Annotated in this window: 26 protein-coding genes; 16 read left to right on the forward strand and 10 right to left on the reverse strand. The window is 67.9% G+C overall.

Annotated elements, in window-relative coordinates; genetic code table 11:
• Positions 1 to 96 precede the first annotated feature (96 nt).
• Positions 97 to 660: a hypothetical protein gene (locus IRT45_RS02740; RefSeq protein ID WP_194804277.1), complete on the forward strand. Its 564-nt coding sequence runs from the start codon at positions 97 to 99 to the stop codon at positions 658 to 660.
• A gap of 34 nt (positions 661 to 694) precedes the next feature.
• Here IRT45_RS02740 and IRT45_RS02745 read toward each other — a convergent pair whose 3' ends face one another.
• Complete coding sequence (locus tag IRT45_RS02745; protein WP_194804278.1) at positions 695 to 2,128, reverse strand: FtsW/RodA/SpoVE family cell cycle protein; 1,434 nt, start codon at positions 2,126 to 2,128, stop codon at positions 695 to 697.
• Between the two features lie 112 nt (positions 2,129 to 2,240).
• Between IRT45_RS02745 and IRT45_RS02750 the strand changes: the two genes are divergently transcribed.
• The 3 genes from IRT45_RS02750 (at position 2,241) to IRT45_RS02760 (ending at position 5,444) form a co-directional block, all read left to right on the forward strand.
• Positions 2,241 to 4,109 (forward strand): Na+/H+ antiporter, encoded by a 1,869-nt coding sequence (locus tag IRT45_RS02750; protein ID WP_309240768.1) that lies wholly within the window; start codon positions 2,241 to 2,243, stop codon positions 4,107 to 4,109.
• A 23-nt stretch (positions 4,110 to 4,132) separates the two neighbouring features.
• The gene (locus IRT45_RS02755) at positions 4,133 to 4,759 is read left to right on the forward strand and encodes a TetR/AcrR family transcriptional regulator (RefSeq protein WP_194804280.1); all 627 of its coding nucleotides are present in this window, start codon (positions 4,133 to 4,135) and stop codon (positions 4,757 to 4,759) included.
• 85 nt (positions 4,760 to 4,844) lie between these two features.
• Positions 4,845 to 5,444, forward strand: coding sequence for a dihydrofolate reductase family protein (locus IRT45_RS02760; protein WP_194804281.1), 600 nt, complete (start codon positions 4,845 to 4,847; stop codon positions 5,442 to 5,444).
• On the opposite strand, the gene IRT45_RS02765 is transcribed toward IRT45_RS02760, so the two are convergent.
• Entirely contained in the window at positions 5,413 to 6,213 is an 801-nt protein-coding gene (locus tag IRT45_RS02765) for a TetR/AcrR family transcriptional regulator (RefSeq protein ID WP_194804282.1), read from the reverse strand. The two genes, IRT45_RS02760 and IRT45_RS02765, sit on opposite strands and share 32 nt — an antisense overlap.
• Positions 6,214 to 6,266: 53 nt before the next feature.
• Between IRT45_RS02765 and IRT45_RS02770 the strand changes: the two genes are divergently transcribed.
• Positions 6,267 to 7,748 carry an MFS transporter gene (locus IRT45_RS02770; protein ID WP_309240769.1) on the forward strand — a complete coding sequence of 494 codons (1,482 nt, stop codon included), beginning with the start codon at positions 6,267 to 6,269 and terminating at the stop codon, positions 7,746 to 7,748.
• Between the two features lie 6 nt (positions 7,749 to 7,754).
• Here the strand turns inward: IRT45_RS02770 and IRT45_RS02775 are convergent, their stop codons facing one another.
• The 3 genes from IRT45_RS02775 to IRT45_RS02785 all read right to left on the reverse strand — a co-directional run bounded on the left by IRT45_RS02775 (position 7,755) and on the right by IRT45_RS02785 (position 10,536).
• The gene (locus IRT45_RS02775) at positions 7,755 to 8,342 is read right to left on the reverse strand and encodes a hypothetical protein (RefSeq protein ID WP_194804283.1); all 588 of its coding nucleotides are present in this window, start codon (positions 8,340 to 8,342) and stop codon (positions 7,755 to 7,757) included.
• The gene (locus IRT45_RS02780; protein ID WP_194804284.1) at positions 8,339 to 8,719 is read right to left on the reverse strand and encodes a hypothetical protein; all 381 of its coding nucleotides are present in this window, start codon (positions 8,717 to 8,719) and stop codon (positions 8,339 to 8,341) included. Before IRT45_RS02780 ends, IRT45_RS02775 begins: the two co-directional genes overlap by 4 nt.
• Before the next feature lie 275 nt (positions 8,720 to 8,994).
• Complete coding sequence (locus IRT45_RS02785; RefSeq protein ID WP_194804285.1) at positions 8,995 to 10,536, reverse strand: DHA2 family efflux MFS transporter permease subunit; 1,542 nt, start codon at positions 10,534 to 10,536, stop codon at positions 8,995 to 8,997.
• Positions 10,537 to 10,791: 255 nt separating this feature from the next.
• Between IRT45_RS02785 and IRT45_RS02790 the strand changes: the two genes are divergently transcribed.
• The 5 genes from IRT45_RS02790 (at position 10,792) to IRT45_RS02810 (ending at position 14,768) form a co-directional block, all read left to right on the forward strand.
• Positions 10,792 to 10,971: a hypothetical protein gene (locus IRT45_RS02790; protein ID WP_228533382.1), complete on the forward strand. Its 180-nt coding sequence runs from the start codon at positions 10,792 to 10,794 to the stop codon at positions 10,969 to 10,971.
• A 14-nt stretch (positions 10,972 to 10,985) separates the two neighbouring features.
• Positions 10,986 to 12,092: a flotillin family protein gene (locus IRT45_RS02795; RefSeq protein ID WP_194804286.1), complete on the forward strand. Its 1,107-nt coding sequence runs from the start codon at positions 10,986 to 10,988 to the stop codon at positions 12,090 to 12,092.
• A 33-nt stretch (positions 12,093 to 12,125) separates the two neighbouring features.
• Positions 12,126 to 12,509 carry a cold-shock protein gene (locus tag IRT45_RS02800; protein WP_063910793.1) on the forward strand — a complete coding sequence of 128 codons (384 nt, stop codon included), beginning with the start codon at positions 12,126 to 12,128 and terminating at the stop codon, positions 12,507 to 12,509.
• A 127-nt stretch (positions 12,510 to 12,636) separates the two neighbouring features.
• Positions 12,637 to 13,731, forward strand: a complete 1,095-nt coding sequence (locus IRT45_RS02805) for an ATP-dependent DNA ligase (protein ID WP_309240770.1) — start codon at positions 12,637 to 12,639, stop codon at positions 13,729 to 13,731.
• Positions 13,728 to 14,768, forward strand: coding sequence for a DNA polymerase domain-containing protein (locus IRT45_RS02810; protein WP_194804287.1), 1,041 nt, complete (start codon positions 13,728 to 13,730; stop codon positions 14,766 to 14,768). Before IRT45_RS02805 ends, IRT45_RS02810 begins: the two co-directional genes overlap by 4 nt.
• Positions 14,769 to 14,792: 24 nt before the next feature.
• On the opposite strand, the gene IRT45_RS02815 is transcribed toward IRT45_RS02810, so the two are convergent.
• The 3 genes from IRT45_RS02815 to IRT45_RS02825 form a co-directional block, all read right to left on the reverse strand.
• Entirely contained in the window at positions 14,793 to 15,449 is a 657-nt protein-coding gene (locus IRT45_RS02815) for a TetR/AcrR family transcriptional regulator (protein ID WP_051042408.1), read from the reverse strand.
• Positions 15,433 to 16,578, reverse strand: coding sequence for an acyl-CoA dehydrogenase family protein (locus IRT45_RS02820; RefSeq protein WP_036501108.1), 1,146 nt, complete (start codon positions 16,576 to 16,578; stop codon positions 15,433 to 15,435). Before IRT45_RS02820 ends, IRT45_RS02815 begins: the two co-directional genes overlap by 17 nt.
• Before the next feature lie 91 nt (positions 16,579 to 16,669).
• Positions 16,670 to 17,392 (reverse strand): TetR/AcrR family transcriptional regulator, encoded by a 723-nt coding sequence (locus IRT45_RS02825; protein WP_194804288.1) that lies wholly within the window; start codon positions 17,390 to 17,392, stop codon positions 16,670 to 16,672.
• A 209-nt stretch (positions 17,393 to 17,601) separates the two neighbouring features.
• On the opposite strand from IRT45_RS02825, the gene IRT45_RS02830 reads away from it, so the two are divergent.
• From IRT45_RS02830 to IRT45_RS02840, 3 genes are all read left to right on the forward strand, one after another.
• The gene (locus IRT45_RS02830; protein WP_194804289.1) at positions 17,602 to 18,459 is read left to right on the forward strand and encodes an alpha/beta fold hydrolase; all 858 of its coding nucleotides are present in this window, start codon (positions 17,602 to 17,604) and stop codon (positions 18,457 to 18,459) included.
• 83 nt (positions 18,460 to 18,542) lie between these two features.
• The gene (locus IRT45_RS02835) at positions 18,543 to 20,024 is read left to right on the forward strand and encodes an SDR family NAD(P)-dependent oxidoreductase (RefSeq protein WP_194804290.1); all 1,482 of its coding nucleotides are present in this window, start codon (positions 18,543 to 18,545) and stop codon (positions 20,022 to 20,024) included.
• A 480-nt stretch (positions 20,025 to 20,504) separates the two neighbouring features.
• Complete coding sequence (locus IRT45_RS02840; protein WP_228533485.1) at positions 20,505 to 20,888, forward strand: DUF2784 domain-containing protein; 384 nt, start codon at positions 20,505 to 20,507, stop codon at positions 20,886 to 20,888.
• 14 nt (positions 20,889 to 20,902) lie between these two features.
• Here IRT45_RS02840 and IRT45_RS02845 read toward each other — a convergent pair whose 3' ends face one another.
• Entirely contained in the window at positions 20,903 to 21,475 is a 573-nt protein-coding gene (locus tag IRT45_RS02845) for a TetR/AcrR family transcriptional regulator (RefSeq protein ID WP_194804292.1), read from the reverse strand.
• Between the two features lie 102 nt (positions 21,476 to 21,577).
• On the opposite strand from IRT45_RS02845, the gene IRT45_RS02850 reads away from it, so the two are divergent.
• Positions 21,578 to 22,822, forward strand: coding sequence for an FAD-dependent monooxygenase (locus IRT45_RS02850; RefSeq protein ID WP_194804293.1), 1,245 nt, complete (start codon positions 21,578 to 21,580; stop codon positions 22,820 to 22,822).
• A 7-nt stretch (positions 22,823 to 22,829) separates the two neighbouring features.
• On the opposite strand, the gene IRT45_RS02855 is transcribed toward IRT45_RS02850, so the two are convergent.
• Positions 22,830 to 23,240 (reverse strand): transcriptional regulator, encoded by a 411-nt coding sequence (locus IRT45_RS02855; RefSeq protein WP_194804294.1) that lies wholly within the window; start codon positions 23,238 to 23,240, stop codon positions 22,830 to 22,832.
• 160 nt (positions 23,241 to 23,400) lie between these two features.
• On the opposite strand from IRT45_RS02855, the gene IRT45_RS02860 reads away from it, so the two are divergent.
• On the forward strand, positions 23,401 to 24,438 hold the full coding sequence (locus IRT45_RS02860; RefSeq protein ID WP_194804418.1) for a nucleoside hydrolase: 1,038 nt from the start codon (positions 23,401 to 23,403) through the stop codon (positions 24,436 to 24,438).
• Entirely contained in the window at positions 24,435 to 25,322 is an 888-nt protein-coding gene (locus IRT45_RS02865) for an amidohydrolase family protein (RefSeq protein WP_194804295.1), read from the forward strand. The genes IRT45_RS02860 and IRT45_RS02865 overlap by 4 nt, the downstream gene beginning before the upstream one ends.
• Positions 25,323 to 25,353 lie beyond the last annotated feature (31 nt).

Genomic DNA, 25,353 nt, shown 5'->3' on the forward strand with positions numbered 1-25,353 from the left:
AGCGGTGGCCGCCCACTGCCCGGCCACCGCCTTCCCACCGCCACCGCTGCGGCACGCACGCGAACGACGCGATGTGCGCGGCTACCGTAATTCGGTATGGCGGTGACGGTGCTGGTACCACACGAGGTCGGGGTGTCGGCCCTGGCGCATCTCGACGGTGTGACCGCCGTGCACTATCGCCGCGGTGTGCTGCCGCCCGGCGCCGAGGCGGCGCGGGTGCTGATTCCCGATGTCCCGACGGGCGCCGACACGGTCGCGCTCGCGCACCGGCTTCCGGAATTGGGTCTGGTGCAACTGCTCACCTCGGGCGCCGACGGCTGGGTGGGCGCACTGCCCGAGGGGGTGCTGCTGTCGAATGTGCGGGGCGCGCACGGCGACGGGGTGGCCGAATGGGTGCTGGGCGCGGTGATCGCGTTGTGCCGCGACTTCGCGGTGTTCGCGCGTGCCCGCCAGGAGCGCCGCTGGGCCACCCGCCCCACCGACACCCTGTACGGGAAGAAGGTTCTCATCGTCGGCGCCGGCGATCTCGCTCACGCCCTGACCCGCGCACGTCGCGGGCATCGCCGGCCACAGCACGAGCCGCGCCTACGCGGTCGCCGCCGCCCAGATCGAGCGATTCCTCACCGGCCGGATACCGGACAACCTGGTGAGCACACCTGACCGGGGGTCGTGAGTCGTTGCCGCGCAACGGCTTTCATCGCGGGCGCGGGCGGCGGATGTGTTCGGTCACGGCCTCGGCGATCGGCGCCGGCGGGGGTGCGGCCGGCGCGGCCTGGGTGCGGGCGTCGTGGGAGATGCGGATCAGCAGTGCGACGATCACATAGTTGGCCAGCAGCGACGATCCGCCGTAGGACATGAACGGCGTGGTCAGACCGGTCAGCGGAATCAACTTGGTCACACCGCCGATCACCACGAACAGCTGCCAGCCCACCGAGAACGCGAGCCCGCCGCCGAGCAGTTTCCCGAATGCGTCACGCGTGGCCAGAGCCGCGGCGAAACCGCGCACGGTGATCACCCCGAACAGCAGGATCACCGCCGTGAGCCCGAACAACCCCAGTTCCTCCCCGATGGTGGAGATGATGAAGTCGGTCTTGGCGAACGGCACCTCCTGCGGCCGGCCCGCCCCGAGCCCGGTCCCCCACAGTCCGCCGGTTCCCAGCCCGAACAAGCCCTGCGCGATCTGATAGCCGTTGGTGTAGTAGGTGGCCATCGGATCCTCCCAGACCCGCACCCGCACCCGCACGTGCGCGAACAGGTGGTAGGCGACCACGGCGCCGACCGCGAACATCGCCACCCCGATCAGCAGCCACGACGCCCGCCCGGTCGCGATGTACACCATCGCCAGCACCGTGCCGAACACCAGCAGGGAGAAACCCAGATTCTTCTCGTACACCAGCACCAGCACCGACACGAACGTCACCACCAGCAGCGGACCCAGATCGCGCAGCCGCGGCACCGTGAAACCCAGCACCCGGCGCCCGGCCGCGCCGAACAGGTCCCGGTTGGCGACCAGGAACGCCGCCACGAAGATCAGCAGCAGCACCTTGGCGAACTCGCCGGGCTGAATCGAGAATCCGGAGAACAGGATCCAGCTCTTACCGCCGTTGACCTCGCTGAAGCGGGCGGGCAGCACCGCCGGGATCAGCAACGCCACCACACCCGCCAGCCCGCACGTGTAGGCGTAGCGGGCCGGCTGCGTGTGGTTGCGCACCACCACCAGCACCAGCGCGAACAACGCGATACCCGCTGCGGTCCAGATCAATTGGTGCGCGGCGTCCGACGACGGCGCGGCCACGCCCTTGGCGGCGGCGCTCGCGGCCTCGGCCCGGTCGAGCCGGTCGATCAGCACCAGCCCCAGCCCGTTGAGCAACACCACGCACGGCAGGATCACCGGATCGGCGCCGGCGGCGAACTGCCGCACCGCCAGGTGCGCCAGCAACGTCAGCCCGGCGAACACCAGCAACGACCACTGCAGCGATCGGCCGTCGTCACCACCGGCGGCCGCGGACATGATCCACGCCGCGATACCCACCACGACCACCGCCGCGGTACACAACATCAATTCCGTACGCCGCGGCCGGCCGCGCACGACCGGTCCCGACGACATCCCGGTCCGCAGCGCATTCATCGTGTCCAGTATGCGGATCACCGCCACCGCGCGCCGCCCGGCCGTGCCGCACCCGGACCGGGCGCCGTGCCCGGATGCGCGAACTACCAGGATCGACTGGCACGATGGGCGGGTGTATATCGCGTTCGGGGTTGTGGCCGTGCTCGCCGTGGCGGTCGCGCTGGCGGCGCTGGCCCGCCGTATCGGCATGGCCGAACCGCTGCTGCTCACCGTCGCCGGGGTCGTCGCCTCCTACCTGCCGTTCGTCCCGCAGATCGACATCGATCCGGAGTGGGTGCTGCTGGGTCTGCTGCCGCCGCTGCTCTACACGGCCTCGATCAGCACCTCGCTGCTGGAATTCAAACCGAAGAAGGTCTCGATCACCCTGCTGTCGGTCGGCCTCGTGCTGGCGACCACCTTCGCGGTCGCGGCGGTGGTGTGGCAGCTGCTGCCGGTGCCGTTCGCGGCCGCGGTCGCACTCGGCGCGATCGTCGCCCCGCCGGACGCGGTGGCCGCCATCGCGGTGGCCCGCCGGGTCGGGATGCCGCGGCGCATCGTCACCCTGCTCGAGGGCGAATCGCTGTTCAACGACGCCACCGCACTGGTCGCGTTGCGCACCGCGATCGCCGCGATGGCGGGCAGTTTCAGTGTGTGGCAGGCCGGCGGCGACTTCGTCTACGCGGCCGCCGGCGGCGCGGTCATCGGCATCGCCGCGGCCGCGGTGCTGGTGCTGGTGCGCCGCCGCATCACCGATCCGGTGCTCGACACCGGTATCTCGTTGCTGGCGCCGTTCGCGGCGTATCTGCCCGCCGAGGCCGCCCACGCCTCCGGTGTGATCGCGGTGGTGGTGTGCGGGCTGATCCTCGGCCAGGGCGCCCCGGTGTGGCAGTCGGCGGCCTCCCGCGTGGCCGAACGCACGAACTGGCGCACCATCCAATTCCTGCTGGAGAGCGCGGTCTTCCTGCTGATCGGCCTGCAGGTCCGCCATATCGTCGACGACGCCTGGAACAGCGGGCTCGACCACGCCACCATCGTGTTCACCGCGGTCGCCGTGCTGGTCACCGTCATCGTGGTGCGACCGATCTGGGTTTTCCCGGCCACCTATTTCTCCTGGTTCGTCGAAAGCCGCCCCCGCGGCAAACCCAAACCCACCTGGACCGGTCCGGCGGTGGTGGCGTGGGCCGGGATGCGCGGCGTGGTCACTCTCGCCGCGGCCACCCTGCTGCCCGACGACACCCCGCAGCTGGCGACGCTGAAACTGCTGGCCCTCGTTGTGGTCGGCGGAACGCTTCTGCTGCAGGGTATTTCGCTGCCGGCGCTGGTGCGGGTGCTGCAACTGCGCGGTCCCAGCCGCGCCGAGGACGCGCTGCAGGAGGCCGCGCTGCTGCAGCAGGCCACCACCGCCGGACTCGAGGCGCTCGACGAGGCGGTCGCCCCCGAAACCCCGCCCGAGGTGGTGGCGAGCCTGCGCGACCGGGTGGCGCGGCGCACCCACGCGGCATGGGAACAGCTCGGGCGCGCGGAATCGGTGCGCGTCACTCCCAGCGGCGAATACCGGCGGCTGCGGCTGGTGATGCTGCACGCCGAACGCGAGGCGGTGCTGCGCGCCCGCGACGGCGGCGGGATCGACCACGAAGTCCTCGAACAGGTGATGACCGCGATCGATCTGGAGGAGTCCACGATCGACCGGATCAGCGAGGCCGACGACGACGAGGCCGCCGCTCCCCTGGCCGCCCCGGTCTCCGGCGGCTGCGAACACCTCGTCGCCGCCCCGCACACCCACACCCCCGACCATCCCGACTGCTGTTCCGAATGCGTCGCCGAGGGGTTGACGTGGGTGCATCTGCGCATGTGCCTGACCTGCGGGCATATCGCCTGCTGCGATTCCTCGGCCGGCAACCACGCCACCAAGCACTTCCACGCCTCGACGCATCCGGTGATGCGCAGTGTGGAGCCCGGTGAGAAATGGCGCTGGTGTTATGTCGACGAAATCCTGGGCTGAACCCATTCGTTAGGCTCGGGATCGTGCGCACAGGTCAGGACTCCGCCGACAACGACACCCGCATCTGGGGTGGTACCACGCTCACCGAGCGCCGCGAGGCGCGCCGGACCGCGTTGCTGGAGGCCGCGCTGGACCTGATCGGCGAGGCCGGGGCGGGCGCGGTCACCATGCGCGCGGTGTGCCGGCGCGCGGGACTCACCGACCGCTACTTCTACGAGAGTTTCACCGGCCGCGACGATCTGCTGGACGTGCTCTACCGGCAGGTCGCCGACGACTTCCGGAAACCGATGACCTCCTTCGCCGCGGCCGCCGATCCCGACCGCGACCGCGAACTGGCCGGAGTGCTGGTCGACAAGGTGCTCGCCGATCCCCGCAAATCGCGACTGTTTCTGGTCGAACCGTATTCGAGCACCGGTTTGGGCCAGACCACGATCGCGGTGATGCCGACGTTCACCCGGCTCATCCAGGATCATCTGTTCACCGATATCGATGATCCGATGCGGCGGCGAATGGCCGCGGTCACCATGGCCTCGGGCAATGCCGGACTGTTCGCGGCCTGGCTCAACGGCTCGCTGCGCGCCGACCGCGATCAGGTGGTGGACCATCTGGTGGCGGTGATCGGGGCGTATCGGTCGATGTATCGCTACTGACTGTCCGCCCCGCCGATGAATTCCGGCCGCGGCGCTCGTCTGTCTCCGTGAAAGCCCCGTGTAGGAGAGTCGGAGGAGCGACGAGATGGCGACAGTGGTGTGCGGCGCGAGTATGTCACTCGACGGATATATCGCCGGGCCGGAGGAATCCGGCTTCGAGCATTTGTTCGCGTGGTACGAGGCCGGTGACCGCGCCTACCCGAGTACGCATCCGGAGTTGCGGTTCTCGATGACCGAGGTCGATCACGACCATGTCGCGGCCTATCTCGACGCGGTGGGTGTGTTCGTGGTCGGGCGCCGGCTGTTCGACCTCACCGACGGCTGGGGTGGGATCCACCCGTTCGACCGGCCGATAGTCGTTGTCACCCACCGCATTCCGCAGCAGTGGATCGACGCGCATCCCGGGGCGCCGTTCACCTTCGTCACCGACGGGATCGAGGCGGCGATCGAACGCGCGGCCGTGATCGCCGGCGACCGCGCGGTGGGCGTCAACGGCGGCACGATGGCCCGCCAGGCGCTCGAGGCCGGACTGCTCGACGAGATCTGGATCGATCTGGTGCCGGTGCTGCTCGGCGGCGGCACACCGATGTTCGATCATCTCGGCGCCGCACCGCACCTACTGGAGGATCCGGTTGTCGTGGCGGGCAGCCGGGTCACCCACCTGCGTTATCGGGTGCGCCGCTGAGTGTTCCGGGGTGCGGCGACGCTTCCGGCTCCTCGTGCGGTGCCATACCGGGGCGGCCCAGATCGGCCGTGGGCGGCTCACCCAGGCGCGCAGCCATCCCGTCGAGCACACAGACCAGCCCGAAGTCGAACGCCAGCGCCCGCGCCACCTCCGGATCCTGGGGTAGCGCGTCGCGGTAGTCGGCGCGCAGTTGCGGATAGTCCGCGGCCAGCTGGTCCATCGAGGCGAGCACCGATTGGTGGTCGACCTCGCCGCCGACGGCCTTGCGGTAGGTCAGTTCCGGAATCACCTGTCCCAGAATGAAACTCATCACCAGGGCGGTGGCCAGGTAGACGTCGGTGCCGTCGAATCCGGCCCGCAGGCAGGTGCGGCGCAACCGGTCGGTGAGCGCGAAGGCGTGGGGGCCGACGCTGGGCAGCTGTCCCAGCAGGCTCGCCGCCCACGGATGGGACCGGATGGTGGCGCGCAGGCTGTAGGCGAAGGTGGTGAACACCTCCCGCCAGTTCGCGTGCTCGGGGTCGGGTGTCTCGACCAGGCCCCACACCTCGTCGAGCGCCAGTTCCAGGAGCTCGTCCTTGTTGGCCACGTACCAGTAGAGGCTGGTCGCGCCGGCGTTGAGGCGCGCGCCGAGTTTGCGCATGCTCAGCGCGTCGAGGCCGTCGGCGTCGAGCAGTTCCACAGTGGCCGCGACGATCTGATCGCGGGTCAGCCCCGACCTCTTGGGCGGGCGGGGCTGCCGCGTCCACACCGAGCTGAACGGTTTGGTCACGGCACCACTGTAATTGCCTCGCACACTGTTCGAGTTTATCGTACGCTGCTCGAGTGGAATCGAACACTGTACGAGAATCCGCCGAGACACCCCCGCGCGATCCGCGCCGCTGGTGGATCCTGGGTGTGCTCTGCCTGTCCCTGCTGGTGCTGATGATCGACGGCACCGTCCTCAACCTGGCCATCCCGTCACTAATCCGGGAACTGGGCGCGAGCCCGTCCGACATCCAGTGGATCCTCGACGCCTACGTCCTGGTCTTCGCCGGACTCCTGCTCACCGCCGGCAGCCTGTCCGACCGATTCGGCCGCCGCCGCATGCTCATCACCGGCCTCGCGGTGTTCGGCGCGGCGTCACTGCTGGCGGTCCTGGCCAGCGAACCGTGGCAGGTGATCGCCGCCCGCGCCGCGATGGGTGTGGGCGGATCGCTGCTCATGCCCTCGACCCTGTCGATCCTGATGACAACCTTCGAGGAGGACGAACGCCGCAAGGCGATGGCCGGCTGGTCGACGGTGTCGATGGTCGGCATCGTCCTCGGCCCCACCCTGGGCGGTTTTCTGCTGCAGCACTTCTGGTGGGGCTCGGTCTTCCTGCTCAACATCCCCGTCGCGATCATCGCCATCATCGCCGCGGTAGTGCTGATGCCCGAAACCTACGGACAGCAACGCCCGGTCGACATCGTCGGCGTGCTGCTGTCGATCGCGGCGCTCACCGCGACCGTCTACGTGATCATCGAACGCGAATGGAATATCCCCGTCATCGCGCTCGCGGTGGTGGCCGCGGGCGGATTCACCTACTGGGAGTACCGCTCGCCGCATCCGATGCTGCCGCTGGCGGTGTTCCGCAATCGCGACTTCACCGGCACCTGCCTGACGCTGCTGCTGATGGTGTTCGGCATGGGCGCGGTGATGCTGATGCTCACCCAGTACCTGCAGTTCGTCCTCGGATACGGCCCGATGAAAGCCGGGCTGGCGCTGCTGCCCTACGCTGTGGCCGCGACGGTGTGCAACGGCCTGGGCGCCACCCTCGGCAAGAAGCTGAGCAACAAGGCCCTCATCGTCGCCGGTCTGGCGGTGATGGCCGGGGCGTTCGTCATCCTCGCCAACGCCGACAGCTACACGTGGGTGCTCACCTCGATGCTGGTGATGGGTGTCGGGGGCGGCCTGGCCGGTCCCGCGGCCTATGCCGCGATCATGAGCGCGATCCCGCTCGAGCACGCTGGTGTCGGCTCGGCGATGAACGACACCATCCAGCAGGTGGGTATGGCGGTCAGCATCGCGGTGCTGGGCAGTGTGCTGGCGGGCGTGTTCACCTCGCACATGCCGGCCGACGTCCCGGCGGCAGCGCGCGAGAACATCGGCAACGCCTTCGCTCTCGGCTTCGGCGAGCCGGCGAAGTCGGCGTTCACCACGGCCATGTCCTACGGGGCGTGGATCAGCGCCGGTTTCAGCCTCGCGGCCGCGCTGCTGGGCCTGGTGCTGCTGCGCCACCGCGCCGCGCAACCGGCCGCGACACCCGAACCGGCGCAGGCGAGCTGAACCGGTTCACGCCACGGCACGCGGATCGGTCCCCGCAGCGCGCGCGGGGACCGATACCGGTGGACGAGAGGCATTGTCGGGCAGCCACCGGGAGAATCGTTCCACCACCGCCAGCGCGCCCAGCCCGGCATATCCGGCCAGCACGCTTTCGGCCAGCGTCATATCGTCCTCGGGCAACCCGTAGACGCAGACGAGCAGGCCACGCCGTGACCCCTGCGCGAGCGCCCCGTGGCCCGCGCGCGGCAGCACCCTCTCCTCGACCAGCGCCGGACATCCCGAATGCAGCACGAGCGCGGCCTGCACCCCCAGCGACAGATCGCGAATACGCGGACGATGCCCTGCCGCCGCCGCGCCGATCAGCGAGCCCGGCAGCAACTCCGCCCCGTCCAGATACCCCGGTTCGACAGCGCGCCAGCGCTGCACAGGCGGGAAGTGATCACAGTCCGGGCGACCCGACCAGCGGCGATACGCCCGCTCCAGCAGCACCTGAGTCGCGTCGCGGCAATCGGATTCGTTCGTGACCACGGCCAGCACCCGCAGCTGCCGGCACCGCAGCCGATCGGGCCGCACCCGTTCGATATCGGCGATACTCATAGCCCACCGCCGCTGTCGAATTCGGAGCGCACCGATTCGGCCCGCACCGCCGACACGCCGCGCACGTGTGTCGGCGCCGGAGTGTGGGCCCGCCGCCACGCCGAGACGAACAGGGCGAAACCGCTCGCCACGGCGACGATCACGGCGAGCATCGCCAGCACCAGGGGTGTCGTCGCCGCCGCGTCGGTGCGGCCCGCGCCACTGGCCCGGATCAGCATCGCCGCGAGCAGGGGACCGACCAGGGCGAGTCCGGCCGCGGTGAGCAGCAGGCCACCGGTGGTCAACGCTTCCGGGGTCAGTGATGCGCGAACGGACGTGACGGTTGTCGCACCCACCGACCCGGTTCGCGATCCCAGCAAACTCTTGCGCAACGGCATGACCGCCCCTTTCGTTCACCCGCTCGTCAGTGCATTTGAACTGGGAATTTAAAAGTACAACTCGAATCGCCACGGGTTCATCCAAAGTGATCCAACTGTCACCGGAACGTTGGCAGCAATTCAGCAGCGATCAGAGTGGAACTGCCCGATCGAACGGCGTCGAAACGTCGCATGCCGCCCGGGCGGACCCGAAGGCCACGCCCGGACGGCATGCGGTGCGTTCGTGCAGTCGATGCGCGATCGCGGTCGGTGAACGAGGGCTGGGCCCTCGACGGTCAGTGCCCCATCAGCACCGGTGCGTCGGTACCTTCCTGGGGCAGTTTCGGTTTGGCGCGCGGCAGGAACGCCGCCGGGATCAGCGTCACCAGAACCAGCACCAGGGCGACGATGTAGGTGTGCGCGTAGGCGGTGGCGGCCTGGTCGAATCCGGTGTCGAGCTGCTCGGGTGGCAGCTTCTGCGCGATGGTCGGATCGAACTGCGATCCGATCGCCGCCTGTGCCAGCGGACGGTTCTCCAGCATGTTGGTCAGCAGCACCGACATGATCGCGGTACCGATCGAACCGGCCGCCTGGTTGACGATGTTCATCAAGGTCGAACCGCGCGCCACCTGCGCGTGGGTCAGCGTCTGGATCGCGGCGGTCATGGTCGGCATCATCGTGAAGCCCATGCCCAGACCCATCACGAACAGCGCCACACACATCAACGGCAGCGACGTATCGGCCGAGAGCTGAGTGAAGAACACCATGCTCACCGCGATGACGGCCAGACCGCTCATCACCACCTTGCCGGGGCCGATCTTGTCGACCAGCTTGCCGCCGATCGGCATGGTGATCATCGCGCCCAAACCCTGTGGGGCGATGAGCAATCCGGTCACCAGCGTCGACTTACCCTGCACCTGCTGCAGATAGCTGGGCAGCAGCAGACCGGAACCGAAGAACGCCACCGCGAAGAACACCGCGGTCAGCACGGCGAAGGTCAGCTGGCGATTGCGGAACAGATGCAGATCGATCAGCGGATGTTCGGTGCGCAGCGCGTGGAAGACGAATCCGACCATCAGCACCAGGCCGATCGCGGCCGGTACCAGAACACGCGCCGAGGCCACCGTGTGCTGTTCGGGAATCGAGGACACACCGAACAGGAACAGCGCCAATCCCGGTGACGCGAGCAGCATTCCGAGGAAGTCGAACGATTCCGAGGGTTCGGGCCGGTCCGACGGCAGCACCACGACCGCCAGGATCAGCGCGACCACGCCGACGGGCAGGTTGATCAGGAAGATCCAGTGCCAGCTGAAACTGCCGATCAGCCAGCCACCGAGAATCGGGCCCAGAATCGGCCCGAGCAGCATCGGCACGCCCAGGACCGCCATCACCCGGCCGATCCGCTGCGGCCCGGCCGCGTGGGTCATGATGGTCATACCGAGCGGCATCAGCATGCCGCCGCCGAGCCCCTGCACGACGCGGAACGCGATGAGCGACTCGATGTTCCAGGCCGTGGAGCACAGCACCGAGCCGAGGATGAAGAACGTCAGCGCCAGGATGTAGAGGCGTTTGGTGCCGAATCGGTCGGCGGCCCAGCCGGTCAGCGGGATGACGCTGGCCAGGGCCAGGGTGTAGCCGGTCATCGTCCAGGCGGCGATGGCGTAGCTGGTGTCGAATTCGTGCTGGAACGTCGGCAGCGCGACGGTTACGACGGTCACGTCCAGGATCGACATGATCGCGCCGAGCACGACCACACCGGCCACCTTGAACACGGCGGCATCGAGTGTGTCGGACGCGGGATCCGACGTCGCCGCAGGAATATCCGGAGGAGAGGTCACCGCTTCAGCCTGCCAGGTGACCGATCACTTGACCAGCCCCCTTTTCCCAGGGGAGGCCATATCGAAACCTCCGAGTTTTCGCGCCCGATTCGTCCGTTCCCGCCGTTATCTTGCCGCCCCCGGGCACGGCCCCGTACACCCGCACTACATTGGTTCCCATCCGTTCATTCGTTGTCCGGCAAGGAGTTCCCCGCGATAGAAGACCCGGTACTCGGTTCGACCGGTAGGCTCACAACGCCGATCCGGGGCGCAGGCATGCTCGGGGAGGTCCTGGTCGCGATCAGAGGGGGCACAGAGCTGTACATCGCGCGATCCACCGAACCCCTGGACGCCGGCACCACCGTACTCGTGGTCGCCGTGCACCCCGGCCGGATCGTCGATGTCGTCGAGTGGATTCCGCTGGACTTCGGACCGGGTGGGGATATATCGAAATAGCAAGGGAGACACCAGTGCTGGGCTATCACGTGCCCGATCCCGACGAGGCCATGCTGATCAGCGGCGGCCGCGCCAAGGACAACGCCCCCTTCCGCGTCATCACCGGCCACGGCGCCTGGGTGATGCCGTTCTTCCGCAAGGTCAGCTACCTGTCGCTCGCGATGTTCGAATCCGAGATCCAGGAACGCTGCGTCACCCGTCAGGCCATCCAGCTCGACGTGCGCGCGGTCATCGCCTTCAAGGTCGCCAACGACACCCAGTCGGTGGTCAACGCCGCGCAGCGATTCCTGTCCGAACAGGAACGCGAAATGTCGGTGCTGACCGGGCGCATCTTCTCCGGCCACCTGCGCTCCATCGTCGGTTCCATGACCGTCGAGGAGATCATCCGCGAACGCCAGAAACTCGCCGACGAGGTTCTGGTCGCCTCCAAGGTGGAGATGAGCAACATCGGACTGTGGGTCGACTCGTTCCAGATCCAGTCCATCGACGACGGCGGACTCGGCTACATCGCCGCCCTCGCCGCGCCACACAACGCCGCCGTGCAGCGCGACGCCCAGATCGCCCAGGCCGCCGCCGCCCAGCTCGCCGCCGAAGCCGAACAGGAATCGCTGCGCAAACAGGCCGAATATCAACGGCAGACCGCGATTCTGCAGGCCGAATATCAGCGCGACATCGACAAGGCCAAAGCCGAGGCCGGCCAGGCCGGTCCCCTCGCCGAAGCCATCGCCCTGCAGGAAGTGCTCACCGCCCAGGCCGAACGCGCCCGCAAGGAAGCACAACTGCGCGAACAGCAACTGCAGGCCGAGGTCGTCAAACCCGCCCAAGCCGAAGCCGAACGCGTGCGCGTGCTCGCCCAGGCCGAGGCCGACCGCACCCGCATCCAGGCCGAGGCCGCGGCCTCCAACAACCGAATCGCGTTGGACCAGTTGCTGATCGAGCAACTGCCCGAAATCGTCAAACAGGCGTCGCTCGGCCTGTCCAACGCCAATCTGACCGTCCTCAACGGACCCGACGGCGTCGGCGAATTGGTCAACGGAATGGTCGGGCAGGGATTGACGGTATTCAACTCACTGCAAAAGGCTCTTTCCACCGACAACCACTCCGGGGCACCGATAGAGTGACCGCACACGGACGGCTATGAGGAGCAGGTGTAGGTGTCGATCGGGAAATTGGTGTCCTTCGACAGTTCTCGGGGGTTCGGATTCATCCGTCCCGAAGACGGCGGGCCGGACGTATTCGTTCATGTGAACGACATCGGATTGGACGAGGACGAACTGCGGCAGGGGCGAGTATTCGAATTCGAGGTCACCGAGGGTGATCGAGGACCCAAGGCGGTCAACCTGACCGCGGTCGGCGGCACACCGGCGCCACCACGCCATCGCGGCCGCGGCACCGGCCAGCTCACCGCCGCCGAACACAAACGGCTGATCACCGAACTGCTGCTCGACGCCAGCCCCGCCCTCACCGCCGGCGAGATCATCACCATCCGCGACCGGCTCGCCGAATTCGCCGACCAGCACGGCTGGCTGGAGAACTGACCGACCGGGCGAATGTCCCGCGACCGCGGGCGGCGGCTCTCGGCCTACGATCATGACGACGATGCGGGCGATGAATTTCTCCCGCCCGCACCGTCGGCATGGGTGAGACCGACCCGAGGAGGATCGCGTGGACCTGCCCGTCATGCCGCCGGTGAAACCGATGCTGGCCAAATCCGCCGGCGCCCTGCCCCGCGAGGACACGCTCCTCTACGAGCCCAAATGGGACGGCTTCCGATGCATCGTCTTTCGCGACGGCACCGAGATCGAACTCGGCTCCCGCAACGACCGGCCACTCACCCGCTATTTTCCGGAAGTGGTGCGACTGCTCGACGCCGCGCTGCCCCCGCGGTGCGTCCTCGACGGTGAAATCGTCGTCGTCACCGAACACGGCCTCGATTTCGACGTCCTGCAGAACCGCCTGCACCCCGCGGCCTCCCGCGTGAACAAACTCAGCGTCGAAACACCCGCCAGTTTCGTCGCCTTCGACCTGCTCGCCCTCGGCGACGACGACCTGACCACCAGGCCCTTCCACGAACGCCGGCACCTGCTGGAATCGATCCTCGACACCCCGCACGAGGGCATCCACCTCACTCCCGTCACCTCCGACCCCGATACCGCCCAGGACTGGTTCACCCGATTCGAGGGCGCCGGCTTCGACGGCGTGATGGTCAAATCCCGCGACCTGCCCTACATGCAGGACAAACGCGTCATGGTCAAGGTCAAACACGAACGCACCGCCGACTGCGTCGTGGCCGGGTTCCGCTGGCACAAGGACGGCCAGGGCGTCGGCTCCCTGCTGCTGGGCCTCTACGACGAGGACGGCAACCTGCACCACGTCGGCGTCGCCAGCAGCTTCACCGCCGCCCGCCGCAAACAACTCGTCGACGAACTGGCGCCGCTGCGCGACGGCGCACTCGACAACCACCCCTGGCGCACCTGGGCCGACGCCGCCGCCCAAGCCAAGGCCGAAGGCAAGATGCCCGGCGGCATCAGCCGCTGGACCGGCGGCAAGGACCTGTCCTGGGAACCACTACGGCCCGAACTGGTCGCCGAGGTCCGCTACGAGCACCTCATGGCCGGGAGATTACGCCACGGCGGGCGCCTGGTCCGCTTCCGCGACGACCGCACCCCGCAATCGTGCACCTACGCCCAACTCGAAGAGGTCGCGCCCGCCGAACTCGCCGACATCTTCACCGCCGCGAAAGCGCAGGCCCAGCCGTGAGCGAAGCCATCGACATCGACACCCACGGCGTGACCGTCCGCATCAGCAACCCCGACAAGATCTACTTCAGCAAACGCGGCGAAACCAAACTCGACCTCGTCCGCTACTACCAAGCCGTCGCCGAACCCCTGCTGCGCACCATCGGCAACCGTCCCGTGCTGCTCGAACGCTATCCCGACGGCGCCGGCGGCAAATCCTGGTTCCAGAAACGCGTCCCGAAATCGGTCCCCGACTGGTTGCAGACCGTACAGGTTTCCACCCCCAACGGCACCGCCAGCGACGCCCTGGTCGCCGCCGACCTCGCCCACATCCTCTGGGCGGTCAACCTCGGCTGCCTCGGCTTCCACGTCTGGCCCAATCACATTCCCGCAGGCGGAGTCCCGGCCCGCACCGAAGGCGAGATCGGCGACCTCGACATCAGCGACGAACTGCGCATCGACCTCGATCCCTCCCCCGGCATCGGCTTCGACGACCTGCGCCACGTCGCCGTCCTCACCCGCGAACTGCTCGCCGAACTCGGCATCGACGCCCGCGTCAAAACCTCCGGATCCCGCGGCCTGCACATCTACGCCGTCCTCGAACCCGTCTGGGACGGCTACCAGGTCCGCGCCGCCGCGGTCGCCATGGCCCGCGAACTCGAACGCCGCCACCCCGACCTCATCACCGCCAACTGGTGGAAAGAGGAACGCGGACAACGTGTCTTCATCGACTACAACCAGAACGCGCCACACAAGACCGTCTTCGGCGCCTGGTGTGTGCGACCCAAGGTCGGCGCCCAGGTCTCGACCCCCATCGCCTGGGACGCACTCGATGCGATCGTCCCCGACGAACTCACCATCGCCACGGTCCCCGAACGGCTCGCCGCATCCGGCGACCCCTGGGCCGACCGCACCCCGCAATCGATCCAGTCGCTGCTCGAAATGTCGCGCCGCGACTTCGATTCCGGCCTGCTCGACGCACCCTGGCCACCGAACTACCCGAAGATGCCCAACGAACCACCCCGCGTCCAACCCAGCCGCGCCCGCACCCCCGGCTGAGGACTCACACCCTCGCGGGCGCCGTCAGCGGGCCTGCTCGATCCGCGGAAACGTGGTCTCGACCAACGCCATCAGCACATCCGCGAGCAGATGATGCACCTGCTCACGATTCAAGCTGCGGCGCGTAATCCATTCGCGCCCAGCGGTTTTCACCATTCCGCTGTAGGCGCGGACCAAGGCCCGCAACTCGTCGTCGCGCGCCGACCCGGACAGGCCCACCATCTGCAACAACCGATCGGCCGCCGCGTCGTCGGCCTCGTCCAGGATGCGCTGCACCTCCGGATCGTCCCCGATCCCCTCATGCCCGGTCACCTTCACCCAGGTGCTGCCCAACCCGCTGATCGTGTCCAGCAACCACGACACACTCGCATCCACCCGCTCGCGCGGCGTACCGGTGGGCATCACCATGTAATCGGCGCGCGGCAACGTCACCATCCGGCGCACCACCGCCAGATACAGATCGCGCTTGTTGCCGAAATAGTGATTGATCAGCCCGCGCGCCACCCCGGCGCGCTGCGCGAGTTCAGCGGTCGACACCGCCGCATAGGGACGTTCGCCGAACATCTCGATGGCGCAGGCCAGAATCTGGGCGCGCCGTTCGTCCGGCTCCAGCCGGCGCCGCCGAGCCGAATCGGCATCGGCCGGCACCGGCTGGGTTGTGGTGTCAGAGTGAGCGGGCAATGAGATCCTTCATCACCTCGTTGGAACCGGCGAGGATGCGCAGCACGCGCGCACCGGTGTACAGCTGGGAAATCGGGTACTCCGTCATGTATCCATAGCCACCGAACAGTTGCAGACAGCGGTCCACCACAATACCCAACTGGTCGGTAAGCCAGTACTTCGACATCGCAGCGGTGGGAATGTCCAGCTCACCCCGCAGATGCTTGCCGATCGCATCATCGAGGAACGTCCGGCTCACCCGCGCGATCGTCGCACACTCGGCCAGCTCGAACTTCGTGTTCTGCATCGCGAACAGCGGCTTACCGAAAGCCTCACGGCCCTTGGTGTATTCGACGGTCAACTCCACCGCCCGCTCCATCATCGACACCGCCATGATCGCGGTCACCAGCCGCTCCTGCGCCAGCAGCTGCATCATCTGATAGAAGCCCTGCCCCTCGGCCTCACCCAGCAGATTCGACGCCGGCACCCGCAAGCCGTCGAAGAACAGCTCCGCGGTGTCCTGCGCCTTACCGCCGATCTTGTTCAGGATCCGGCCGCGCCGGAAACCGGGCGTCTCGTCACTCACCTCGGCGAAGATCAGCGACACGCCCGCCGCGCCCTTCGTCGGGTCGGTCTTGGCAGCGATGATGATGCCGTCGCACAACCAGCCGTTGGAGATGAAGATCTTCGACCCGGTGATCACGTACTCGTCACCCTCGCGCACCGCGCGGGTCTTGATGTTCTGCAGATCCGAACCCGTCCCCGGCTCGGTCATGCCGATCGACAGCACCATCTCACCACTGGCCGCCTTCGGCAGCACCCGCCGCTTGAGGTCCTCGGTTCCGAAATGATGAATGTAGGGCGCGATGATCGACGAATGCACCGGCATACCCAGTGAACCGTCACCGGCATAGGACTGCGCCTCGATCAACGCCGCCTCGTGCGCGAAAGTGCCACCGCCACCGCCGTATTCGGACGGAATCGCGGCGCACAGCAGACCCAGCTCACCCGCCCGGTTGTACAGTTCGCGGTCCGGATGCCCCTGCGCGACGAACTTTTCCTCGTTCGGCAGGACTTCCTTCTCGAAGAAGGTCTTCGCCAGATCCCGGACGGCCTCGACCTCATCGTCGCTCCACGCGGCGCGCGCCATCGTTACTTCCTTCGTCTCGTACCCAGGACCGGACCGCACCGGCCCCGCGCACCAGCCTGGCGCACTATTGGCGGCATGTCAACAACGCCGTTCAGTGGGCATCCCGCGCGGTATTCACCCCCGCCAGCGTGCTGAAAATCGGCACCTCCGGATCCGCCACGATCCGCTGCCGCCGCAGGAAACCGTCGATCAGCGACCACACCAACTCGGTCAGTTCCGCCACGAAATCCGCGCTGGTCCGCCGCGGCGCCGCCGAATCCTCCAGCCACAGATCCGTCGTCGCCACCACCACACCGACGACCGCCCGCGCCAGATAGTCCAGCCCCGCCGTCTCGATCGGCACCGCCTCCGCGATCGACCGCGCCAGCTTCGCGAACCGCCGCGCCGCATCGCGGCCCAGGTCGAACTGCAACACCGCCCCGACCGCCGCACCACCCGACCGGCTCGCCTGCGCCGTCTGCACCACCGGTGCCTGCATCAGAAAGCGAAAGACATTGGGATGGGCCAGAATTCCGTCGGCATACGCGGTGAACACCCGCCGTAGCGCGGGCCGCGGCGGCTGCAGCAGCAACGTCATGTCCTGCCCCGCCGCGGCGAACGCATCGCGCGACATCCGATCGGCGATCTCGGTGTACAGATCCGCCTTGTCCGCGAACTGCCGATACAGCCGTGGCTTCGTCATGCCCGCCGCACGGGCGATGTCGTCCATACTCGGCTGCGGCCCGTCCCGATCGATCACACGGATCGCCGCATCGACGATCTCCTCCCGTGCAACCCCAGGCGCGGCAGCTCGCCGGCCGACCCGAGACACCATGGGCTCCTCCCCAGCCGAGCGAATAGGTTCATTCAGGTTAACGTACCGCCGGTACGAAGCGACGACCGCCGCGTCCACCAGCGAAAATTCCGGCAGTCAGGGAGATTTCCCACCGACGCGCGCTGACGAAAAGCCCATCGCGTACTGTCGGTACCGTTGACCGTACCGGCAGTACGAGCGGCTCCGTCCCGCGCTCACGAGGTAGACCGATGAACCCAGCCCGCACCCCCTCCCGCCACCGCACCGTCACCGCCCACGGAGGCGACCTCGCCGTCTACGAATACGGCCACCCCGACGCCGACACCATCGTGCTCATCCCCGGCATCACCGACACCCACCGCATCTGGAACCGCGTCGCCACCGGACTCGCCGACAGCTTCCACGTGGTCACCTACGACGTCCGCGGACACGGCCGCTCCAGCGCACCCACCCGCACCCACCGCTACCGCCTGCCCCACCTCGCCGACGACCTGTTCGCCGTCATCGACGCCGTCAGCCCCAGCACACCCGTCCACCTCGCCGGCCACGGCTGGGGCGCGATCCAACTCTGGTACGCCCTCGGCGACCCGCGCGCCAATACCCGCATCGCGTCTGCCACCGCCCTGTCGGCCCCCCACCTCGACCACCTGGCCCTCGCACTGCGTGATCTCCGCTGCCCGCGCAGCCCCTGGTGGCGGCTGCCGCGCCTCAGCTGGCTGGTCCTCGGCCGCCGCCTCCTGCACTGGCCCCGCCTGCGCGCCCGGATCGTCCCACAGGCCGGCACCTGGCCCACCGACCTGCTCGCCGGCGCCCGCATCGTCTCGGCCAACCTCGTCCACCACCTGCGCCACCCGCGCCCGCAACACACCGCCGTACCGGTCCAGCTCATTCTCGACCGCGCCGACACCGCCGCCCTGCCGAGCCTGCGGACCCACATCCGCCGCGACGTCGACCGCCTCTGGCTGCGCGAACTGCCCGCCGACCCCTGGCTGCCGCTGACCGAGCCGCTGCTGGTCGTGGAAGCCATCGCCAACTTCATCGACGACCAGCACACCGACCACCGGCCCATCCACTACACCCCGCGCTGAGGAGCCCCGCCGGCTCCCAGCAGCCGCGATGAGACAATAGGCGGCGGCATACCCCCGCAGACGAAGGATCATCCGGCAGCACGATGGCTGAGCACACCACGACGACCGCGCCCACCACGTCCCAGCCGGACACCATCGATGGCGAGGAACTGGCGATCTGCCTGCGCGTCCTCGACCAAGCCGCACGGCTCGACGACAACCACCCCGACTCCATCGCGGTACAGCGTGCGGTCGGGCACATGTTCAAGAAACTGAAGCGCCGCCGTCGCGATCAGGCCCGCGCCGCCGTCGCCGAAGCCGACCGGGCGGTGGTCGCCGCCACCGCCACCGGCTCCCCCCACCGCATCGACGACGAGACGGCCGGCATCCCGCTGTCCACCTCAGTCGACGGCGACGCCGCGGGCACCCTGCTGCGCGCACGGCCCTGCTACATCTGCAAACAGCGCTACACCCGCGTCGACCGCTTCTACCACCAGCTGTGCCCCGACTGCGCCGCCCGCAACCACGCCAAACGCGACGCCCGCACCGATCTGTCCGGCCGCCGCGCGCTGCTCACCGGCGGCCGCGCCAAGATCGGCATGTACATCGCCCTGCGGCTGCTGCGCGACGGCGCCCACACCACCGTCACCACCCGCTTCCCCAACGACGCGATCCGCCGCTTCACCGCCCAGCCCGACAGTGCCGAATGGCTGCACCGGCTGCGTATCGTCGGCATCGACCTGCGCGATCCGGCCCAGGTCGTCGCCCTCGCCGACGACGTCGCCGCACAGGGGCCCCTGGACATCATCATCAACAACGCGGCCCAGACCGTCCGCCGCTCGGCCGGCGCCTATGCCGCGCTCGTCGAGGCCGAATCCGCACCGCTCCCCGCGGGTGAACTGCCCGACACCGTCACCTTCGGCCACACCACCCAGGCCCACCCGAACGCACTGACCGCCTCCCTACACTCCGCGCCGGTACCGACCACCCTGTCCGCCGCCGAGGTCACCGATCTCGCCCTGGTCGCGGGATCGGCCACCCCCGAACGTATTTCGCGCGGCGTGGCGATCGATGCCGGTGGGCTGGTACCCGATCTCGCGCACACCAACAGCTGGGTACAGACCGTCGCCGAGGTCGACGCCACCGAACTGCTCGAAGTACAGCTGTGCAACTCGACCGCACCATTCCTGCTGATCTCCCGGCTGCGTCCCGCGCTCGCCGCATCACCGGCCCGCCGCAAATACGTCGTCAACGTCTCCGCCATGGAAGGCGTCTTCAGTCGCGGCTACAAGGGCCCCGGCCACCCGCACACCAATATGGCCAAGGCCGCGCTCAACATGCTCACCCGCACCAGCGCGCACGAGATGTTCGAGACCGACCGCATCCTCATGACCGCCGTCGACACCGGCTGGATCACCGACGAGCGCCCGCACTACACCAAGCTCCGTCTCGCCGAGGAGGGCTTCCACGCTCCCCTCGACCTCGTCGACGGCGCCGCCCGCGTCTACGACCCGATCGTGCGCGGCGAAGACGGCGTCGACCTCTTCGGCTGCTTCCTCAAGGACTACGAGCCCTCCAACTGGTGAGCCCCAGCCGCGTCGCGGCTTTCTTTCGAATGGGTGTGTTCGGGATCGATTGAACACGCGCTACTAGGCAATACATGTTTAGATGCGCATATCTGCGTAACAGCATTGAATATCGTCCGTCCGTGTCCGATGCAGCTTCCGATCGCGCGAAGCACACTCGAAACCCTCAGTGCGACAACAGGTACGGCTGGCATCTTCTCTCCAGCGGGCCGCTACGCCACTCCCCTGCACGGACACCGGGTACAGGATTTTTGCATCCCGGCTGGTTGATGGCGCGACTCCCCTGCTGGCGGCCGGCACCGAGCCATGCCGTCAGTAGATTGTCAGATGCGCATATGTGCGTATCGGTATCTTCAATTGCCGGACCACCGCTCGCGATCGGAAGGCCATGGGAGGCAAAGACGTTCACCCGAGGCACTCCGTGGCCGACGACGAAAATCCGCGCACGGGGCCGCCGATCGCCTTAGTCTGGATTACGTGATGTACCGGCTGCTGGCAGATGCCACCGCGGGTGTGCATTTCCTGTTCATCGCCTACCTCGTCGTCGGCGGATTCGTCGCGTGGCGGTGGCGGTGGACGATCTGGACCCATATCGCCGCAGTGGCCTGGGGTTTCAGCACGGTCCTCGTCGGCGTCGACTGTCCACTGACCTATCTGGAGACGTGGGCCAGGGAACGCGGTGGCGAAGCCGGCCTGCCGTCGACCGGCTTCATCGCCCACTACATCACCGGGGTTCTCTATCCGCGCAGCGCCTTGGACCTGGTGCGGGTTCTGGTCGTCGCGCTGGTGGCGGTGTCGTGGATCGGCTTCGTCCGGCTGGGCAGGCGCCGGCGGTACCGATCGCATCACGCCGTCACCGAATAGCATCCACGCCCGGGCTACTCCCGGCTCATCGCCCGTACCGCACGGACGACGTCGTCACCGGTCAGCTGATCACCGGCGGGGGCGATCAGCCACTGCAGCGCAATACCTTGGAACAGAGCGAAATACAGTTTGGCGACCGCGCGGGCGTCGCCGGCCGACAGTTCGGGATGCACCTCACGCAGCGGCTCGACGAGCCCTGCGTAGACCTCTTCGGTCGCCGTGGAGAAGTACTCCTGAGATTCCGGTGAGCGCGCCACCCGCACCCCGTTCTCGAAGCTGAGAATCAGCTCGTCCGGATGGTTCTGGATGACGTCCATCATGCCGTTCCAGGTGGCCTCGAGCGATTGCGCCAGGGTGCGCCCCTCCCCCGCATCGCGGATGGCCTCTTCCATCCCACGGCCGATCTCGTCACCGGTCACCTGCGCGATGGCCTCGGCGACCAATCGATCCTTCGTGCCGAAGTGATAGCCGATGGCAGCCAGGCTGACCCCGGCCGCACCCGCGATATCCCGTGCGGTGACCTTGGCGAGGCCTCGCTCCAAGATCGCCTTCCTCGCCCCCGCCAACAGATCCTCTCGATTACCCATAATCCCAGGTTACAACGTCTTAGACATTTGTACTAGACAAACGTGCCAGCCATGTGGCACATTTGTCTAAGACGTTCGGACCAACCGATAGGAACCGCCACCATGAACTCCGTCTCCCGCCCCCTCCACATCCTGGTTTCCGGCGGCGGCATCGCCGGCAATGCCGTTGCGCTGCAACTGCTTCGAGCCGGCGTCGCGGTCACCGTCGTCGAACGCGCCACCGCTCCCCGCCCGGGCGGACAGGCCGTCGATCTGCGCGGCCCCAGCCGCGAAGTGGCCGAGCGCATGGGCCTGATGCCGGGCATCGCCGAGTACCAGCTCGAAGAACTCGGCATCTCCTACATCGATCACAAGGGCCGCACCTACGCGAACATGTCGATGGAACACTTCGAGGGCAAGGGCCCGGTGGCCGAAATCGAGATCACCCGGGGCGACCTGAACCAGGTCCTGCTCGACGCCGTCGCCGCGGCCGGCGGCGAGCTGGACTATCGCTACGGCGACTGGATCGAATCGCTGACCCAGGACGACACCGGCGTGACGGTGGAGTTCGCCTCGGGACGCAGTGGGAGCTTCGATCTCGTCGTCGGCGCCGACGGCGTGCATTCGGCGACCCGGCGACTGGCCTTCGGCCCGGAGGAGCAGTTCAGCACGTTCCTCGGTGGCTACGCCTCGTTCTTCACGATGCCCACCCCGGAGGGGGTCACGCCGGGCTGGTTCGCGATGCAGCTGGTTCCTTCCGCCGCGGTCGGTTTGCGGCCCGACCGCGATCCCGCCACCGCGAAGGCGATTCTCACCCTGCTCGGCGAGCCGGACCCGGCGCTGCGCCGCGATACCGCCGCTCAGCAGCGGCTGATCCACGAGAAGATCGGCTCCCAGCCGCACTGGCACGCACCCACGATCCTGGCGGCAATGACCGAGGCCGACGACTTCTACTTCGACGAACTCGCGCGCATCGACATGCCCACCCTGGCGTCCGGTCGCGTGACCCTGGTCGGCGACGCCGGATACTGCGGCTCCCCGATGACCGGAATGGGCACCGCCATGGCGCTCGTCGGCGCCTACATCCTCGCCGGTGAGCTCGCGACCGATTCCGGCGATGTGTCGGCGGCGCTGCGCCGTTACGAGGAGAAGGTCACGCCGTTCCTCGACAAGGCGAAGGAACTTCCCGGCGGCGGCATCGAGATGATGTTGTCCCCCAGCGACTTCGGCACATCGCTGCGCCGGACCGCCAACCGGATCATGATGTCGAAGCCGATGCGGCCGGTGATGATGAAGCTGTTCTTCGGCAAGACCGACGAATACGAACTTCCCGCGTACGCGGACTCCACCGCCGTGACCGGCCGGTAGGCGCGAGTTACAGCTGAGCCGTCGTGCCCGGCGCCAATCCCTCGGCGAGCCGTAGCTTGGCCGCCACATCCGACAGCAGCTCGATCGAGGAGGCGGACAGTCCGGCCGCGGTGGTGAGCAGCCGCCGCAACGCCGGATCGTCCACCGCCGACGACACCAGGTCGTCCCCGGGAGCCGGATCGCCCGGCCCGCCCTCGTTGAACCGGGCCGATTCCACCGCCAGCACCCTGGCCACGGTTTCGACCAGCGCTTGTGACGGGTTGTCCCGATTGCCGGAGCGCAGCTGGGACAGATAGGTCGCCGACACCGGATGCCCGGCCTGAGTCACGCGAAAAGCCAACGCGCGATTGGTCATCCGGGTACCGTGCACCTGCTCCCACTGGGCGACGACGTCGTTGAAACGGTCCGCGAATCTCACCGGCGAAACACCCCCAGGCCGCTGCGAGAAACGCGCACGGACCACAACACGAGAAATGACATGTCGAAACTACCCTCGACCGCATCGTTTCGCGCGCCGACAGGCCGGACGGGGAGGGTCGGCGGCGGGCCGCTAGTCTCGCACCGTGCGGCAGACGATCATGGTGGACGTAGACACCGGAATCGACGATGCGCTGGCACTGCTGTATCTGCTGGCGGATCCGCAGCTGGAGATCGCCGGAATCGCCTCGACCGGAGGCAATGTGCCCACCGCGCAGGTCGCGGCGAACAATCTGGCTCTGCTGGATCTGTGCCGGGCACCGGCCATCGAGGTGGCGCTGGGGGCGGCGCAGCCGCTGGCGATTCCGCTGCGCACCACAGAGGACACCCACGGGCCGCACGGAATCGGCTATGCGGAATTGCCGCCTTCGCCGCGCCCGCTGTCGGATCGTTCGGCGGCGCAGCTGTGGGTCGACACCGTCCGGGCGAGTCCCGGTGCGGTCCTGGGCCTGTGCACCGGGCCGTTGACGAACCTGGCCCTGGCGCTGGAACTGGAACCCCGACTGCCGCAGCTGCTTCGGCGGCTGGTGATCATGGGTGGCGCGTTCCGGCATCCCGGTAACACCACCCCCACCAACGAGTGGAATGTGCATGTCGACCCGGAGGCCGCCAAGGTGGTCTTCGACGCGTTCTCCTCCGCGCCGCAGGATCGGCGACCGATCGTCTGCGCGCTCGACATCACCGAATCGATCGAGATGTTTCCCGAACATCTGCGACGGATCGCCGAACGGGCACACTGCGCCGGCGCCGCGATGCCGGCGCCCGGCGATCCACCCGGCCTCCGGTCCGAGGCCACCAATCCGGTCGTGCGGTTCCTGATCGACGCGGTCCGGTTCTACTTCGAGTTCCACCAGCACTACGACCAGGGGTACCTGGCCCATATGCACGATCCGTTCGCCGCGGCGGTCGCGCTCGAACCGACCCTGGCGGTGTTGCGCCCGGCCACCGTGGACGTCGAGCTGGCCGGCACCCTCACCCGCGGCAGCACGGTCGCCGATTGGGCGGGGATGTGGGGCCGCACGCCCAATGCCGATATCGCGGTCGGCACCGATCCGGCCGCCTTCTTCGACCGCATGATCGCGCGGCTCGGTGATTTCGCGGCGACGCTGTATCCGCCGGTGGCACAGGAGGTGCGGTGACGGTCGACGATGGGGACCGGGCGGCGGTCGCGCGATTCCTCAGCCGGGCGGAGCTGCCCGGCATCATCGACGTGCACACCCATTTCATGCCGGACCGGGTGCTGCGCAAGGTGTGGGCGTATTTCGATTCCGCGGGCCCGTTGATCGGGCGGCCGTGGCCGATCGCCTATCGCGACGACGAGCAGCAGCGCCTGGATACGCTGCGCGGCTTCGGGGTGCGGGCGTTCACCTCGCTGGTGTATCCACACAAGCCCGATATGGCGGCGTGGCTGAACGAATGGGCCGCCGACTTCGCGGCGCGCACCCCGGACTGCTTACACACCGCTACGTTCTATCCCGAACACGGCGCCGGAAGCTATGTGAGCGCGGCGGTCGAATCCGGAGCGCGCATCTTCAAATCGCATATCCAGGTCGGTGACTATCACCCGGGCGATCCGTTGCTGACCGAGGTGTGGGGGCTGCTGTCCGAAGCCGGGATTCCGGTGCTGATCCACTGCGGTTCGGGCCCGGCGCCGGGGACCTTCACCGGACCGGAGCCGATCGCGGCACTGCTGCACCGGTTTCCGCGACTGACCCTGATCGTCGCCCATATGGGCGTGCCGGAATACTCGCCGTTCCTCGACCTCGCCGAGCGCTACGACAACGTGCACCTCGACACCACGATGTCGTTCACCGATTTCATCGAGGAGCGACACCCGTTCCCGCGCAGCGAGTACGCACGCCTGGCCGATCTGGGTGAGCGCATTCTGTTCGGCAGCGACTTCCCGAACATCCCGTACTCCTACGTTCATGCGCTGGAAGCGCTCGAACGGCTCGATCTGGGTGCGGACTGGTTGCGTGCGGTCTGCTACGGGAATGCGGCGCGACTGTTCCGGGTGAGGTGAGCTGTCCGGGGACGAATCCTCGTCGCCCGGG

The organism is Nocardia sp. BSTN01 (assembly GCF_015354405.1).
Classification (GTDB): Bacteria; Actinomycetota; Actinomycetes; order Mycobacteriales; family Mycobacteriaceae; genus Nocardia.